A 14391-nucleotide genomic window follows, 5' to 3' on the forward strand; every position below is an offset into this window, starting at 1 on the left:
GCTTCATGTCGGCACAAGAAACATCCGATAGAGCGCTGTTCGAGCTGGGCAAGCGTTTGCTCGACAGCGGCTATCACTTCATCACCCCAACGCCGTTGACCCACGAACGATTTCTGCAGCGCTTTGCCACGCCGTTGGCGAAAGATCTGCGCGATGTGTTTGGTTGGTCGATGCCGTTTCCTGCTGAGCTGTTCAGCGCAGACGAACTGGCCACGCTGGAACAGGCCGGCGTAGTTGAACTCGATGGCGCAGTGTGGCGCAGTCATGTGCGCTGGTCGACGCTGAATGACCGGTTGTTCGCCCACTCGGCGTTTCCGACGACGGCGAGTGATGCGGTGTTCTTCGGCCCCGACACTTATCGTTTCGCCCAGGCCATCGAAGCGCAATTGCAGCAACGCTTTTCGCCGATCAGGCGCGCTTTGGACATCGGCTGCGGCAGCGGCGCCGGCGCGGTCGTCATGGCCAAGGCACGTCCTGATGCCGACGTGCTGGCGGTCGACATCAATCCGCGGGCGCTGCGCATGAGTGCGGTCAACGCCGAGCTGGCGGGCGCAAACAATGTGTCGGTGTATCACAGCGATCTGCTCGCCAGTGTCGAAGGGCAGTTCGATCTGATCATCGCCAATCCGCCGTACATGAACGACGAACAACAGCGCGCCTATCGCCACGGCGGCGGGGCGCTGGGTGAGGGTTTGTCGGTGCGGATCGTGCGTGAGGCGTTACCGCGTCTGGAAGTCGGCGGCACGTTGCTGGTGTACACCGGCGTGGCGATCGTCGCCGGGCAGGATCCGTTCCGCGAGGCTGTGGCGCCTCTGCTCAAGGGCGAGCGTTTCGGCTGGACCTATCGCGAGCTTGATCCGGACGTTTTCAGCGAGGAATTGCTCAAGCCTGAATACGAGCGCGCCGAGCGAATCGCCGTGGTCGCACTGACGGTAACCCGCGAGCAGTGACCGATAGTTGGGCCACTGCTCGCGCGGTGGCCTTCAGCGATTTCTGATGCGCGAAATGGTCAGCAGGCAAACCCCTACCAGCATTGCCGCACCGGCTACCAGCAGCGGCGAAGGGCGTATCGGCAGGCGCGAGATGCGCTCGACCCGCCCCTCAAACGAAGAACGCACCGCAGCGGCAGGTTCCGCCTGGTAGGGCGCTTCTTCGATCTCCAGGCGCAAGCCGTCCGGCATTTCCAGCGTCAGGCCCTCGATGGTCCCGGCAATCCTGTCCGGATACACCGGCTCACCGGTCGGGTCGAGCTGGTCGTAAAAAAATGTCTGCCCTTCAAGCCAGCCGATCGCGGTCTGCAATTCGGGTCCCAGGTAATACTTGCCATCGAGAAAAAAGCCAGAGAATTGCGGCGCGCGTTCGACACTTTCAATGCGATAGCGCTGACCTGGTTTCATACCGGTTTGTGGGGCGATCATGAGGGTTCCTCCCATTGTTGATAAGCGATAGAGGAGTGCGTGCGAAGCGTGGTTCCATCGAATTGAGCAATGGCCGTTGCGCCTGTTTTTCATGTACCGCAGCTATTACACAAAAGATCTGCAAGACAGTTTTTCACACTTGAGAGTTCACTACCGGTTACAAAGTGTGGCTAAAATGCCACCCTTCACCGAGCGCCCGGAAACGGCGCGGGCCAAGGACGCGCCCTGTGCATCAAGACCGCTGCATAAGACGCTGGGCTCAAGGCCGCCACGCGCGCAGTTTGTTCACTTTTGACGTGTGACTCTTTTCCGTGAAACTCATCATTGCCGCTGTTTATGTCATTTCAATTGCCTACGTCCACCTGCGTGGACGCGTGCGCCACAAACTGGGCCGGCAATTGAGTGACCATTCGACGTTTCTCGCCCCGATCAATTGCTTTCTCTATCTGTTTTCGAAGATTCCCAACAAGCCCTATCTGAACCCGGCAGACTTTCCCGACCTGAGCCCATTGCAGGCGCACTGGCAAGAGATTCGCGAGGAAGGCCAGAGTCTGCTGCGTGCCGGCGAGATCAAGCGCTCGAATCAGTATGACGATGTCGGCTTCAACTCTTTCTTCAAGACTGGCTGGAAGCGCTTCTACCTCAAGTGGTACGGCGACAGTCACCCCTCGGCGATGAAGCTGTGCCCGCGCACCACCGAACTGGTGCAAAGCATCGGCTCGATCAAGGCGGCAATGTTTGCCGAGCTGCCACCGGGTTCGAAACTGGTGCGCCATCGCGATCCGTACGCGGGTTCCTACCGTTATCACCTGGGCCTGGATACGCCGAACGATCCTGGCTGCTACATCAACGTCGACGGCGAGAACTATCACTGGCGCGATGGCGAAGCGGTGATGTTCGACGAGACGTTTATTCATTACGCCGAAAACACCACGGATCAGAACCGGATCATTCTGTTCTGTGACATTGAGCGGCCGCTGAAATACCGCTGGGCCGCGGCGTTCAATCGCTGGTTCAGCCGCACGGTGATGTCAGCGGCAGGCGCGCCGAATGATGCGGGGGACAAGACCGGTGGGATCAACCGCTTGTTTACGAAGATCTACAAGATTCGTTTGCGCGGCAAAGATCTGAAGAAGCGCAACCGTACGCGTTACTACTTGGAAAAATGGGCGATTTTTGCCGCGTTGTTGGCGATCTTTATTCTGATCTGAAGATTTCCGGAGTCAGTACCGCCTCTTCGCGAGCAAGCTCGCTCCCACATTTTGGAATGCGTACCCCTGTGGGAGCGAGCCTGCTCGCGAAGGCGGCTTCAATTCCAACATACCTCTATCTGGCCCAACGCTTACTCCCCAGACGCCTTCCGAGTCTTCTTCGCCGGCGCCGCCTTACTGGTTGATTTGGCCTTGGGCTTGGCCGGTGCCTTGCCACCGAGGCTGCGTTTGAGCAGCTCGGTCAAGTCGATAACATCGGCAGTCTTGCGTTCTTCCTCGCCAGTGGCGGTCTCGACGTCCTCGATCTTGCCTTCGTGGGCTTTCTTCTCGACCAGCGCCATGATCTTGTCTTCGAACTCGTCCTTGTAATCTTCCGGCGACCACTCCGAGGTCATGTCCTCAACCAGACGTTTGGCCATGTCCAGCTCACCCTTGGCCAACTGGGGCTTGGTCACTTCACTGCCCAGCGCCAGTTCATCAAGGCTGCGCACTTCCTGTGGCCAGCGCAGCTTCACCAGAACCAGCGCCGACTCCAGCGGCATCAACGCGGCCAGGTATTGGCGGGTATGCAGGACGACACGGGCGAGGGCGACCTTGTTGGTTTTGCTTAGCGTCTCGCGCAGCAACGCGTAAACCTTGCCACCGCGCTTGTCCGGCGCCAGGTAGTAGGGCGTATCGATGTTTTGCAGTGGAATCTGTTCGGCGTCGACGAAAGAAAAAATGTCGATGGTCTGCGTGGAAACGGGGTGCGCCGAGCGGATTTCTTCCTCGCTGAGCACCACGTATCGGCCCTTTTCGTAGGCCACGCCTTTGACGATGTGTTCTTTGGTGACTTCCTTGCCGGTGACCTTGTTGATGCGTTTATAGCCCACCGGGTCCATGCTGCGGCTGTCGAGCCAATCGAAGTCCACGCCTTGGGACGACGTCGCTGAAACCAGCGCCACGGGGATGTGTACCAGTCCAAAACTGATTGCGCCTTTCCAGATTGCCCGAGCCATGACTTGTCCTCCGAGTGATGATCAGGTGACCCGTGGCGCGGTGAGAAAGTTTCCAGTGATTGCGCGGCGTCCAGCGGTACGGTCAAGCCGTGTTACATGTTGTTTAAGACGCGAGGGTTAACAAATCCGAACCCACGGCGTAGCGTGGGCTCCAAGGCTCTAGTCCACGCACATCGAGAGGTATTCCTCATGAACCGCTTTCTGATTGGCATCGCCGTCCTGGCCCTCAGTGGCGGTCTGGTGCATGCCGATGTCGTGCTGGCGCAAAGCCCCACCGGCAACAGCAATAACCCTTACAACAGCCCGATCCGCCGGGCCAACCCCAACAGTATGCAGGGCACCCAGCCCAGTGCTCCGCCCCTTCGCGGGCCGAACACCGTTCCCGTGCCACGTCAGCCAACCGTTGAAAATCGCGGTATCGGCAATGGCCAGCCCATTCGCTCGGTGCCGAGCAATCCGCCAACCTTCATTCCCAACCCGCCCCCACGGGGCACCGGCAGCAACCGTTGAACGGCAGGACTGAGGTCCTGTCAGCCTTTCACACGAACAAAAGGAATCGTGCATGTTGCGTAAAACCCTTCTAGCCACCTGTTGCGCCGCCGCGCTGATCAGTGCCCCGGCCTTCGCCGCCGCGCCTAAAGAGCTGAAAAGCGAACAGGGCATTCTTGAAGTCACCACCATTGCCCAAGGTCTGGAACATCCGTGGGCGCTGGCATTTCTGCCTGATCAGAAGGGCATGCTGGTGACCGAACGCCCGGGGCATCTGCGCGTCGTGAGCAAGGACGGCAAACTGTCGGAGCCGATCAGTGGCGTGCCGCAAGTCTGGGCCAAAGGGCAGGGCGGTTTGCTTGATGTGGCACTGTCGCCAGACTTCAAGCAGGACCGTATGGTCTACCTGTCGTATGCCGAAGGCGGTGGCGAGGGCGGCAAGGCTGGTACGGCGGTAGGGCGCGGACGGCTTTCCGATGACCTGAAGACGCTGAAGGACTTCAATGTGATCTTCCGTCAGGAACCGAAACTATCGGTGAGCAACCACTTCGGTTCACGGCTGGTGTTCGATCGCGACGGGTATCTGTTCATCACCCTCGGCGAAAACAACGATCGGCCGACGGCGCAGGATCTCGACAAGCTGCAAGGCAAAGTCGTACGTATTTTCCCAGATGGCAAGGTGCCGGACGACAACCCTTTCGTTGGCCAATCCGGTGTCAGGCCTGAAATCTGGTCCTATGGCCTGCGCAACCCGCAGGGCGCGGCGCTCAACCCGTGGACCGGCACGCTGTGGGAGAACGAACACGGGCCACGTGGCGGTGATGAAGTGAACATCATCGAGCGCGGCAAAAACTACGGCTGGCCGTTGGCGACCCATGGCATCAATTACTCGATGCAGCCGATTCCGGAAGCCCAGGGCAAGACTGCTGAAGGCACCGTGGCGCCGCACCATGTCTGGGAAAAATCCCCCGGGGTTACCGGCATGGCGTTCTACGATGCCGATCGCTTCACGCCGTGGCAGCACAACGCGTTTATCGGCGCACTGGTGACCCAGGAACTGATTCGCCTGCAATTTGATGGCGACAAAGTCGTGCATGAGGAGCGTTTGCTGGGTGAGTTGAACAAGCGGATACGCGATGTGCGCCAAGGGCCGGATGGCTATCTGTATGTGCTGACGGACGAAGAGAATGGCTCGCTGTACAGGCTGGGGCTGAAATGATTGCGTGCGGTGAATGATCCGACGCCTTCGCGAGCAGGCTCGCTCCCACATTGAAATGCAGTCTCCCTGTGGGAGCGAGCCTGCTCGCGAAGAGGCCCGCATATTCCGCAGACTTGATCGTTCCCACGCTCTGCGTGGGAATGCAGCCCGGGACGCTCTGCGTCCCAAAAGATCGCAGCCTTCGGCAGCTCCTACATATGGGGGGCGCCAGTCAGTCCCGCATTTGGCCGAACCGCCGCCCCGTTGCCTTGTTATAGTTCGGGCCTTATTTCCCAGCCCGGTAAAGGATCACTGCCATGACTCAATACTCCGCCTTCAGCGTCGAACTGGCCGACAACATCGCGCATGTGCAAATCAATCGCCCGGAAAAGATCAACGCAATGAACGCGGCGTTCTGGGGCGAGATTGTCGAGATCTTCCAATGGATCGACGATACCGACGAAGTCCGCGTGGTAGTCCTCAGCGGTAACGGCAAGCATTTTTCCTCCGGCATTGACCTGATGATGCTTGCCGGTGTCGCCAATGAACTGGGCAAGGACGTGGGCCGCAATGCGCGCCTGCTGCGGCGCAAGATCCTTAATCTGCAAGCCTCGTTCAACGCCGTCGACAACTGCCGCAAACCGGTGCTTGCTGCGATTCAGGGCTATTGCCTGGGCGGGGCGATCGATCTGATCTCGGCTTGTGATATGCGTTATGCCGCCGAGGACGCGCAATTTTCCATCAAGGAAATTGACATCGGCATGGCCGCTGACGTCGGTACGCTGCAACGGTTGCCGCGAATCATCGGAGACGGCATGCTGCGTGAACTGGCATACACCGGTCGCACCTTTGGCGCCGAGGAAGCACGCAGCATGGGCCTGGTCAATCGCGTCTACAGTGACAAAGACACACTGCTCGAAGGCGTGTTCGGCATTGCCCGTGACATCGCGGCGAAGTCGCCGATTGCCGTGACCGGCACCAAGGAAATGATCAGCTACATGCGCGATCATCGCATCGACGATGGTCTCGAATACGTTGCCACCTGGAACGCCGCCATGCTGCAATCCACCGATCTGCGCGTGGCCATGGCCGCCCACATGAGCAAACAGAAACCCGAATTTCTGGATTGAGTTAACCATGACCTCTCGCTGGACCACTGCAGTACTCGACACCGATCAACCCGGCGGCTGGGCCGTAGCGCGCAGCCCGGAAGGCTTTCTGTTCGATGACAACGGCGCGCTGTTCCCGCGCGAATGGCTCAAGCGCCAAGACCTTTCAGTCCTCGCCGAGCATGGGATTGGTCATCTGGATGGCGAGCCGGTGTATCTGCTCGAGTTGCGCAGCGTCAGCGAAGTGCCCGGATGCGGCTGGAAAGGCTTGCGAGCGTTCATGCTCGAAGGCGATCACACGCTGTACAAAGTGCTCGGTTATGCCGCACAGATCGGCACTTGGGCTCGCGAGCATCGCTTCTGCGGCAACTGTGGCCAGCCGATGACACAAGTACCGCGTGAACGAGCGATGTATTGCCAGCCGTGCGAGCTGCGCAGTTATCCGCGCATTTCACCGAGCATGATCGTGCTGATCACCCGTGGCGACGAAATCCTTCTGGCGCGCTCGCCGCGTTTCGTCACCGGGGTTTACAGCACGCTGGCCGGCTTCGCCGAGCCGGGGGAATCGGCCGAGGAGTGCCTGATTCGCGAAGTTCGCGAGGAAGTGCAGATTGAAGTGAAGAACATCCAGTACATCGGCAGCCAGTGCTGGCCGTTCCCGCATTCGATGATGCTCGGCTTCCATGCCGAATACGCCGGTGGCGAGATTGTCTGTCAGGAAGACGAGATCGAAGACGCCCAGTGGTTCAACGTGCATGACTTGCCGCCGTTGCCAGCGTCGCGTTCGATTGCCCGTTACCTGATCGACGTCTATGTGGCGCGGCGCTTAGGCCACGCTGAACCAGTGTTGCCAGGCTAGGCGCACGGTCAGGCCGAGCACTACGGTGATGAATACCGGACGAATGAATTTGGCGCCGCCGCTGATCGCGGTGCGCGCGCCAAAGAAAGCCCCGACCATCACCGACAGGCCCATGCACAGGCCGATGATCCAGTCGACTTGTCCGGAGAAGATGAACACCGACAGCGCCGCGATGTTGCTGACGAAGTTCATGCTCCGCGCCACGCCGCTGGCCTTGACCAGATCGATCGGGTACAGCAGCAGACTGCTCACCGTCCAGAACGCCCCCGTGCCGGGTCCCGCCACGCCATCATAGAAGCCGAGGCTGAAGCCTTGGGTCGATTGCCATTTCTTTTTGATCGGCGCGTCGCTGTCCAGCGGCGCTTTCGGCGTGCCGCCAAACAGCAAATACAGGCCACAGGCGAAGACGATCACCGGCAGCATCTTGTTCAGCCACTCGGCCGGCAGGTAATGCGCAACCACCGCGCCGGTAAGCGCGCCAACCAGAGTGCCGACAATCGCGTGGGTCCATTGGCGTGGGTGAAACAGTTTGCGTTTGTAGAAGGTGAAGCTGGCGGTCGCCGAACCGAAGGTCGAACTCAGCTTGTTGGTGCCCAGCACCAGATGCGGCGGCAGGCCCGCCGTCAGCAGCGCCGGCGTGGTCAACAGACCGCCACCGCCAGCGATGGCATCGATGAAACCGGCAAGGAAGGCAACAGCAGCCAGAATGGCCAGGGTGGTGAGGTCAACGCTGAGTTCGAAAGGCATGGAGTCGGCTTATTCGGCAAGGCGCAGAACATGGGCTGCGGGGAGGGCGGCTATGTTACCTGTATCGAACTGTTGCGGCGAGCCAGAGCATGCCATTGCCGATTGCATTTGGAATGCGTTCCCGTGCAGGAGCTGCCGAAGGCTGCGATCTCCTGGGGCGCAGAGCGTCCCGGTTGTTGCGCGTGGGAGCGATCAAATCAAGATCAAAAGATCGCAGCCTTCGGCAGCTCCTACACGGGGTAGCCTTTAAAGACCGAGTTCACTTAGCCCCGGATGATCATCCGGCCGGCGGCCCAGCGGCCAGTGGAATTTGCGCTCGCTTTCCTTGATCGGCATGTCATTGATGCAGGCATAGCGCTGGAACATCAGGCCGTTGTCATCGAACTCCCAGTTCTCGTTACCGTACGAGCGGAACCAGTTGCCCGAATCGTCGTGCCATTCATAGGCATAACGCACCGCGATACGTGTATCAGAGTAGGCCCAGAGCTCTTTGATCAAGCGATAATCCAGCTCCTTCGCCCATTTGCGCGTCAGAAAAGCCTTGGCCTCTTCGCGATTGTTGGCGAACTCGGCGCGATTGCGCCATTTGGTGTCGAGAGTGTAAGCGAGCGAAACCTTTTCCGGATCACGGGTGTTCCAGCCATCTTCGGCCAGGCGTACTTTCTCGATTGCTGATGCATGGTTGAACGGCGGCAATGGCGGACGTACCTGGGTTGCAGTCGACATGTTCAATCTCCTGATTCATTTGATGTAAGAACAACAAGTCCGGCTTATTAACAGTTACAGGCCCAATAACTTTCGCGCCATGCATTGCGCATTATCGGCGGCACTGTGATCACCCATCACAAGCGCTACGGTAATGGCGCCTTCGATCAGGATCAGCAACTGTCTGGCCAGCAGTTGTGGATCCTCGGCGCCATATTCGGTACACAGCTCGCACACGTAGTCGAGCAGCTTCTGTTTGTGTTCTTTGGCCACCAGCCGCACCGGATCCTGCGGATCACCGGTTTCGCCGCTGGTGTTGATAAAGGCGCAGCCGCGAAAGCCTTCCGAGTCGAACCAGCCCTTGAGCACGGTAAACAGGTTGAGCAGGCGATCGGCCGGGGTTTCGGTCTGATCGACAGCATTTGTGAACCAGTGCATCCAGCGAATATCCCGTCGCTGAAGGGCTGCGACAACCAGTGCGTCCTTGTCGGCAAAGTAACGGTAAATGCTTTTTCTGGAGACGCCGGCGGTCTTCACCAGAAGATCCATGCTGGTGGCAGCGATACCACTTTTGTAGATCAACTTTTCGGTGACATCCAGAATGATGTCGCGTGTCTCATTGCTGATTGATTCGTTCATGTGGCGAACAGTAGAACGAGTGTTCTCCTTGGTCAAGCGAATTTCTTCGGCGTGTGTGAAAACGCTTTCGCGAGCACGCTCGCTCCCACAGGGGAATGCATTTCAACGGTGGGAGCGAGCCTGCTCGCGAAGGGGCCATTACGGACACTGACAAGACCCGGCGCAGACGATGGTGTAAGCTCTCAAACTCTTCGGAATCGAACCTTGCGAGCCTTATGCCGTTGCTTTTCAAACGTTCTCTGCTGCCCAAACTGCGCAGCTTCGCGCTGACCGCCGAGGCGGTGAGCATTCTGTCCAGTGCTGCCGAATTCCGACGCTGCCTGCTCGAGCAAATCGCCGCAGCGACCCAACGCATCTACATCGTCGCGCTGTATTTGCAGCAGGACGAAGCCGGTCAGGAAATCCTCGACGCTCTGCACGCGGCCAAGCTCAAGCGTCCCGAGCTGGAAATCGCCGTGGTGGTCGACTGGTTGCGCGCCCAGCGCGGTTTGATTGGCGCCGGTAAGCAGCCGGGCAACGCCGCCTGGTATCAGGACATGACCCGCACGCACCAGAGCGAAGTGCCGATCTACGGCGTGCCGGTACAGACCCGCGAGCTGTTCGGCGTGCTGCACCTCAAAGGCTTCGTGATTGACGACAAGGTGGTCTACAGCGGCGCCAGCCTCAACAACGTCTATCTGCACAAACTCGACAAGTACCGTTTCGACCGTTACCACGTGCTGCACAGTCGCGAGCTGGCGGATTCGATGCATCACCTGGTCAAGCATGGCCTGATCGAATCGAAAGCCGTGCACCGCCTCGACCTGCCCAACCTGCCGACTACCCGCAGCCTGCGCAACGACATCGGTGACCTGCGCAGCCGTCTCAAATACGCGACTTATGACACCGGCGCCGGCAGCACCAGCCGGGAAGGGCTGTCGGTCACGCCACTGCTCGGCGTCGGCAAGAACAACCCGCTGAACCGGGCGATTCTCGAGCTGATCGCCAGCGCGCAAAAGCAGCTGACTATCTGCACTCCGTACTTCAACCTGCCCCTGGGCGTGATCCGTGAGATCAATCGAGCGCTGGCCCGTGGCGTGAAGATCGATATCGTGGTCGGCGACAAGACCGCCAACGATTTCTACATTCCGCCGAGCGAGCCGTTCAAGGTGATCGCCGCGCTGCCGTATCTGTACGAAATCAGCCTGCGCCGCTTCGCCAAACGCCATCAGCACAGCATCGACAGTGGCCAGTTGAACCTGCACCTGTGGCGCGACGGCGACAACACCTATCACCTCAAGGGCATGTGGATCGATCAGCGCTACACCTTGCTGACCGGCAACAACCTCAATCCGCGCGCGTTCCGCCTCGATCTGGAAAACGCGCTGCTGATCGACGATCCGAAAGGCGAATGGCTGGAGCCAAGGGCGAACGAGCTGGAGAACATCTTCCGCCATACCACGCGGATCGATAACTTCCAGACGCTTGAAACGCTGCCGGATTACCCGGCAGGGGTGGCGAAGTTTCTCAAGCGGGTGAGTCGGGTGAGGATTGAGCGGTTGCTCTACCGGATTCTCTAGAGCGTCCGGAATTGCTTTCGCGAGCAGGCTCGCTCCCACAGGGAAATGCATTCCAACTGTGGGAGCGAGCCTGCTCGCGAAGGGGCCAGACCAGAGGCTAAAAAATCAGTTCAGCCCCAACTTCCCGCGCATCATCGACAAGTCCTCCGCCAGCGTATTCACCGGCCCGACCAGCGCCTTGCGGTCGTTGTCCTTGACCTTGTCATAGGTCTCAAATCCGCCATCCGCAGTCTTGTATTTGGCCAGAATCCCGTCGACCGTGGCGAAGTTCTTGTCGACTTTCGCTACGAACACCTTGTCCTGCTGTTCGATCTGCGGGCGGAACAGGTCGACGATTTTCTTCGCGCCGTCGATATTGCCCTGGAAGTCATACAGATCGGTGTGGCTGTAGCGGTCTTCCTCGCCGGAAATCTTCGTCGCCGCCACTTCTTCCAACAGCGCGGCAGCGCCGCCAACGACTTTCTCCGGCGGGAAGGTCAGACCGGCCACACGGGTTTGCAGATCCTGCACGTCTTTGTTCAAACCGTCGGCCAATGCATCCAGGCCCTTAGTGGATTTCTCCGCGAACAACGAATATTCGATCCGGTGAAAGCCAGTGAAGTCCTCGGCCTTAACGCCTTTTTCGTGATCGTCAACGCGAGAATCGATGGACGCATCGAGATCGCTGAACAGCTCGGCGATCGGCTCGATCGACTCGTAATACACCCGCGTCGGCGCGTAGAGCTTCTGCGCGGTCGCCAAGTCGCCCTTCTTCACTGCGTCGGTGAACTGCTGGGTGTGGCTGGCCAGTTCATCGAGCTTTTCGGTGACGTAGATCTTGTAGTCCGACACCGGCCCCACCAGATCCAGCGGCGCAGTCGCGGCGAACGCCGATAGCGGGGTGTTGAGCAAACCGAGGGTCAGCAATAGCGCGAGTGGCGTCTTTTTCATGGGGCGGCTCCAGTGTCGGTTGGGTGTCATGCGGTTTTGTTGTGGGAGGTGGCAGCCAGCAACGAGCGACCGATGAAATCGGCGTCGCCGGTCACGCCGGGCAGGGTGAAGAAGTACCCGCCGCCGACCGGTTTGAGGTATTCCTCAAGCGGCTCGCCATTGAGGCGGGTCTGCACGGTGATAAAGCCTTTTTCCAGGTCGGCCTGATAGCAGATGAACAGCAGGCCCATGTCGAGCTGGCCGTTCTTGTTGACGCCGTTGGAGTAGTTGAACGGCCGGCGCAGGATCAGATTGGCCTGGGTCGCGGCGGTGCGCGGGTTGGCCAGACGAATGTGCGCATCGAGCCTGGTCAGCTTGCCGGCCGGGTCCTTGCTGTAATCCGGCACTTCGCTTTCGCTGTGGCCACCGATCGGCGCGCCACTGCTCTTGACTCGGCCGAGAATGCTTTCCTGCTCCTGCAACGGCGTGCGATCCCAGCGCTCGACGAAGTTGCGGATGATGCGCACCGCTTGATAACTGCCGTGGGCAGCCCAGGCCGGTTCGTCACTGTCAGGTTGTACCCAGACGATATGCTCCATGGCCTTGGCGTCGTTGGAATCAGGGTTGGCCGAGCCATCGCGAAAACCGAGAAAGTTGCGCGCCGACTGCGCCGGCACACCGGGTTTGGCCGGGGCTTGTGGCGGGACGCTGCCTTCCTGTTTCCAGCGCACCAGAAGCAGGTCAGGCAGGTTTTTGACGATGTCGCGCAGGGCGTGAATGTTGGTGTCGGCGGTGTTGGCGCAGAACTGCAGACTGAGGTCGCCATGGCAGCAGTCGGCGTCCAACGCATCGTTGGGAAATCCGACCATACGTTGCAGCCGCTTGGGCTTTGCCGGCGCCAGACCGAAGCGCTCGTCGAACAGCGAATCGCCGACGGAAACGGTGATGGTCAGGTTGTCCGGGGTGACCACCGGGCCGAGTATGCCGGAATCCGGCGGCGGCAGTTTCGGGTCGATCTGCGCAACCGGGCCGCCCTTCATCAAAAACGCGATGCGTTCGTTGAGAGTGCGGAACAGCCGCTCAAGATCTTCGCGATCGCTGGCCAGCACATCGAACGCCACCAGCATGCCTGCGGCCGGGCGCGGGGTGACGATGCCGGCCTGGTGCACACCGTGGAAATCGTGGCGGTCTTCGGTCTTGTCGCTGCTCGGCGCTTCGGTGACTTGCGCAGGCTGCGCGGCCATGGCCGGGCAGCTCAGCGCCGATCCGGCAAGGGCGACACCGGCGGCGCCCATGCCCATCAGCACGCGACGTCGTTGCAGGTTGAGAGGTTCTGAATCGTTCATCTGTCGTGGTCTTCTGCTTACAGGCCGGAAAGGCCGAGGGCGGGGTCGATGCCATCCATTGCCGTCGCCAGAGCCTTGGCTTTGGCGGCGATCTGCTGGCGTTGCGCGGCGGTCACGGCGTCGTAACTGACGTAGCCATCAGCGGATTTGAACGCGTTGAGCTGGCTGTCGAAATCACTCATGGCCTGGTCGACATTCGCTAACACGTCAGCGGCGGATTTGCTCAGCATCGGGCGCAGCAGGTCGACGGCCTTGCGCGCGGTCTGCGCGTTGGCGGCGAAACCGTTGAGATCGCTGTGGCTGTAGCGCTCTTCCTCACCGCTGCCGGCGCGCACCTCGGCGAGGCTGTTGAGGTTGCGCACGACGATGCTGACCAGTTGCTCCGGCGGCAGCGACTGCGCGAGCAACTGTTGCTTGAGGGTGGTGACATCTGCGAGCAAGCGCTGGGCAATCGGCGCGACATCGTCGAGATTGCGCTGCTGGAACAGCGCGTATTCGAGGCGATGGAAACCGACGAACGCCGGATCCTGCTCGCACTTTTCGAAATAATCGGCGCGGGCATTGATCTGGTTGTCCAGCTCGGCCAGGCGCTGCGCCGCCGGCGCCAGACGCTGATAAGCGGCACGCGCCGGCAGGTACAGCGCTTGCGCCTGTTCCAGATCACCAGTGGCAATTGCCTGGTTCAGCGCCGTCGCCGCTTTGATCAGCGCGCTGCTCTGAACGGCCAGATACACGCGAAACTCCGACAGCGGCCCGACGAAAGCCACCATCGATGGCTTGGCCTTGGCGGCGGCATCGGAAGCGGCCGTCGGCGTCACATGCAAAGTCCCGCGCGGGTTGCTGAGCAAGCCGCAGGTGATCGCATAGTCGCCCGGTTGCAGGTTGGCGTTGATCACCTGGCTCAGGCCCGGCGCGATGTTTTCCCGCTCTTCGACCACCAGCACGCCGTCGAGAATTTCCCACTCGACCGCACGCTCGGAGCGGTTGACGATGCGGAAACTGGCGCGGCCGGCGGGCACGGTCAGGGCATTCGGCTCGCAACTGTGCGGATGGATGTTGACGACGATTTCGTCGTGGTTGTGCTGACGCTTGGCTGCGGCCATGTTCGAGGCGTACCAGAACAGCCCGCCAGCGGCGACCATCAGCAGCACCGAGCCGGCCAGCGCCCAACGCAGGGCCGGAGAGGTTTGGGTAGTAGACATGA

Annotated in this window: 15 protein-coding genes; 7 read left to right on the forward strand and 8 right to left on the reverse strand. The window is 60.1% G+C overall.

Annotated elements, in window-relative coordinates; translation table 11 throughout:
* The first annotated feature begins 5 nt into the window (after positions 1–5).
* The gene (locus tag PspCFBP13508_RS02735; protein WP_137213565.1) at positions 6–950 is read left to right on the forward strand and encodes a class I SAM-dependent methyltransferase; all 945 of its coding nucleotides are present in this window, start codon (positions 6–8) and stop codon (positions 948–950) included.
* A 33-nt stretch (positions 951–983) separates the two neighbouring features.
* Here PspCFBP13508_RS02735 and PspCFBP13508_RS02740 read toward each other — a convergent pair whose 3' ends face one another.
* Positions 984–1418 (reverse strand): short chain dehydrogenase, encoded by a 435-nt coding sequence (locus tag PspCFBP13508_RS02740; RefSeq protein WP_137213566.1) that lies wholly within the window; start codon positions 1416–1418, stop codon positions 984–986.
* 311 nt (positions 1419–1729) lie between these two features.
* On the opposite strand from PspCFBP13508_RS02740, the gene lpxO reads away from it, so the two are divergent.
* Positions 1730–2629, forward strand: a complete 900-nt coding sequence (lpxO, locus tag PspCFBP13508_RS02745) for a lipid A hydroxylase LpxO (RefSeq protein WP_130910523.1) — start codon at positions 1730–1732, stop codon at positions 2627–2629.
* A 131-nt stretch (positions 2630–2760) separates the two neighbouring features.
* Here lpxO and PspCFBP13508_RS02750 read toward each other — a convergent pair whose 3' ends face one another.
* Complete coding sequence (locus PspCFBP13508_RS02750; protein WP_137213567.1) at positions 2761–3627, reverse strand: Ku protein; 867 nt, start codon at positions 3625–3627, stop codon at positions 2761–2763.
* Positions 3628–3816: 189 nt separating this feature from the next.
* On the opposite strand from PspCFBP13508_RS02750, the gene PspCFBP13508_RS02755 reads away from it, so the two are divergent.
* The 4 genes from PspCFBP13508_RS02755 (at position 3817) to nudC (ending at position 7282) form a co-directional block, all read left to right on the forward strand.
* Positions 3817–4137 carry a hypothetical protein gene (locus PspCFBP13508_RS02755; protein ID WP_041480395.1) on the forward strand — a complete coding sequence of 107 codons (321 nt, stop codon included), beginning with the start codon at positions 3817–3819 and terminating at the stop codon, positions 4135–4137.
* A gap of 52 nt (positions 4138–4189) precedes the next feature.
* Positions 4190–5335 carry a PQQ-dependent sugar dehydrogenase gene (locus PspCFBP13508_RS02760; RefSeq protein ID WP_137213568.1) on the forward strand — a complete coding sequence of 382 codons (1146 nt, stop codon included), beginning with the start codon at positions 4190–4192 and terminating at the stop codon, positions 5333–5335.
* 296 nt (positions 5336–5631) lie between these two features.
* Entirely contained in the window at positions 5632–6444 is an 813-nt protein-coding gene (locus PspCFBP13508_RS02765) for a crotonase/enoyl-CoA hydratase family protein (protein ID WP_137213569.1), read from the forward strand.
* Positions 6445–6451: 7 nt separating this feature from the next.
* Complete coding sequence (nudC, locus tag PspCFBP13508_RS02770; protein WP_122507332.1) at positions 6452–7282, forward strand: NAD(+) diphosphatase; 831 nt, start codon at positions 6452–6454, stop codon at positions 7280–7282.
* On the opposite strand, the gene PspCFBP13508_RS02775 is transcribed toward nudC, so the two are convergent.
* The 3 genes from PspCFBP13508_RS02775 to PspCFBP13508_RS02785 all read right to left on the reverse strand — a co-directional run bounded on the left by PspCFBP13508_RS02775 (position 7250) and on the right by PspCFBP13508_RS02785 (position 9373).
* Positions 7250–8029 carry a TSUP family transporter gene (locus PspCFBP13508_RS02775; RefSeq protein ID WP_016774706.1) on the reverse strand — a complete coding sequence of 260 codons (780 nt, stop codon included), beginning with the start codon at positions 8027–8029 and terminating at the stop codon, positions 7250–7252. The genes nudC and PspCFBP13508_RS02775 overlap by 33 nt on opposite strands.
* Before the next feature lie 246 nt (positions 8030–8275).
* Positions 8276–8755, reverse strand: coding sequence for a nuclear transport factor 2 family protein (locus PspCFBP13508_RS02780; protein WP_137213570.1), 480 nt, complete (start codon positions 8753–8755; stop codon positions 8276–8278).
* Between the two features lie 54 nt (positions 8756–8809).
* Positions 8810–9373: a TetR family transcriptional regulator gene (locus tag PspCFBP13508_RS02785; RefSeq protein ID WP_137213571.1), complete on the reverse strand. Its 564-nt coding sequence runs from the start codon at positions 9371–9373 to the stop codon at positions 8810–8812.
* Positions 9374–9588: 215 nt separating this feature from the next.
* On the opposite strand from PspCFBP13508_RS02785, the gene pssA reads away from it, so the two are divergent.
* Positions 9589–10932: a CDP-diacylglycerol--serine O-phosphatidyltransferase gene (pssA, locus tag PspCFBP13508_RS02790; RefSeq protein ID WP_137213572.1), complete on the forward strand. Its 1344-nt coding sequence runs from the start codon at positions 9589–9591 to the stop codon at positions 10930–10932.
* A 105-nt stretch (positions 10933–11037) separates the two neighbouring features.
* Here pssA and efeO (PspCFBP13508_RS02795) read toward each other — a convergent pair whose 3' ends face one another.
* The 3 genes from efeO (PspCFBP13508_RS02795) to efeO (PspCFBP13508_RS02805) are packed head-to-tail and all read right to left on the reverse strand — an operon-like array spanning position 11038 to position 14389.
* On the reverse strand, positions 11038–11862 hold the full coding sequence (efeO, locus tag PspCFBP13508_RS02795; RefSeq protein ID WP_137213573.1) for an iron uptake system protein EfeO: 825 nt from the start codon (positions 11860–11862) through the stop codon (positions 11038–11040).
* Positions 11863–11888: 26 nt separating this feature from the next.
* A complete protein-coding gene (gene efeB, locus PspCFBP13508_RS02800) occupies positions 11889–13187 on the reverse strand; it encodes an iron uptake transporter deferrochelatase/peroxidase subunit (protein WP_137213574.1) in 1299 nt (432 codons plus the stop codon).
* Positions 13188–13204: 17 nt separating this feature from the next.
* Positions 13205–14389, reverse strand: coding sequence for an iron uptake system protein EfeO (gene efeO, locus PspCFBP13508_RS02805; protein WP_137213575.1), 1185 nt, complete (start codon positions 14387–14389; stop codon positions 13205–13207).
* Positions 14390–14391: the final 2 nt, after the last annotated feature.

The organism is Pseudomonas sp. CFBP13508, assembly GCF_005233515.1.
Classification (GTDB): domain Bacteria; phylum Pseudomonadota; class Gammaproteobacteria; order Pseudomonadales; family Pseudomonadaceae; genus Aquipseudomonas; species Aquipseudomonas mercuritolerans.

What these genes read in the sequence shown, in the direction of transcription:
- PspCFBP13508_RS02740 (WP_137213566.1), bottom strand. Translation starts at nt 1,418, where the DNA reads ATGATCGCCCCACAAACCGGTATGAAACCAGGTCAGCGCTATCGCATT.
- pssA (WP_137213572.1), top strand. Translation starts at nt 9,589, where the DNA reads ATGCCGTTGCTTTTCAAACGTTCTCTGCTGCCCAAACTGCGCAGCTTC.
- PspCFBP13508_RS02755 (WP_041480395.1), top strand. Translation starts at nt 3,817, where the DNA reads ATGAACCGCTTTCTGATTGGCATCGCCGTCCTGGCCCTCAGTGGCGGT.
- nudC (WP_122507332.1), top strand. Translation starts at nt 6,452, where the DNA reads ATGACCTCTCGCTGGACCACTGCAGTACTCGACACCGATCAACCCGGC.
- PspCFBP13508_RS02785 (WP_137213571.1), bottom strand. Translation starts at nt 9,373, where the DNA reads ATGAACGAATCAATCAGCAATGAGACACGCGACATCATTCTGGATGTC.
- PspCFBP13508_RS02780 (WP_137213570.1), bottom strand. Translation starts at nt 8,755, where the DNA reads ATGTCGACTGCAACCCAGGTACGTCCGCCATTGCCGCCGTTCAACCAT.
- PspCFBP13508_RS02775 (WP_016774706.1), bottom strand. Translation starts at nt 8,029, where the DNA reads ATGCCTTTCGAACTCAGCGTTGACCTCACCACCCTGGCCATTCTGGCT.
- PspCFBP13508_RS02750 (WP_137213567.1), bottom strand. Translation starts at nt 3,627, where the DNA reads ATGGCTCGGGCAATCTGGAAAGGCGCAATCAGTTTTGGACTGGTACAC.
- PspCFBP13508_RS02765 (WP_137213569.1), top strand. Translation starts at nt 5,632, where the DNA reads ATGACTCAATACTCCGCCTTCAGCGTCGAACTGGCCGACAACATCGCG.
- efeB (WP_137213574.1), bottom strand. Translation starts at nt 13,187, where the DNA reads ATGAACGATTCAGAACCTCTCAACCTGCAACGACGTCGCGTGCTGATG.
- PspCFBP13508_RS02760 (WP_137213568.1), top strand. Translation starts at nt 4,190, where the DNA reads ATGTTGCGTAAAACCCTTCTAGCCACCTGTTGCGCCGCCGCGCTGATC.
- efeO (WP_137213573.1), bottom strand. Translation starts at nt 11,862, where the DNA reads ATGAAAAAGACGCCACTCGCGCTATTGCTGACCCTCGGTTTGCTCAAC.
- efeO (WP_137213575.1), bottom strand. Translation starts at nt 14,389, where the DNA reads ATGTCTACTACCCAAACCTCTCCGGCCCTGCGTTGGGCGCTGGCCGGC.
- PspCFBP13508_RS02735 (WP_137213565.1), top strand. Translation starts at nt 6, where the DNA reads ATGTCGGCACAAGAAACATCCGATAGAGCGCTGTTCGAGCTGGGCAAG.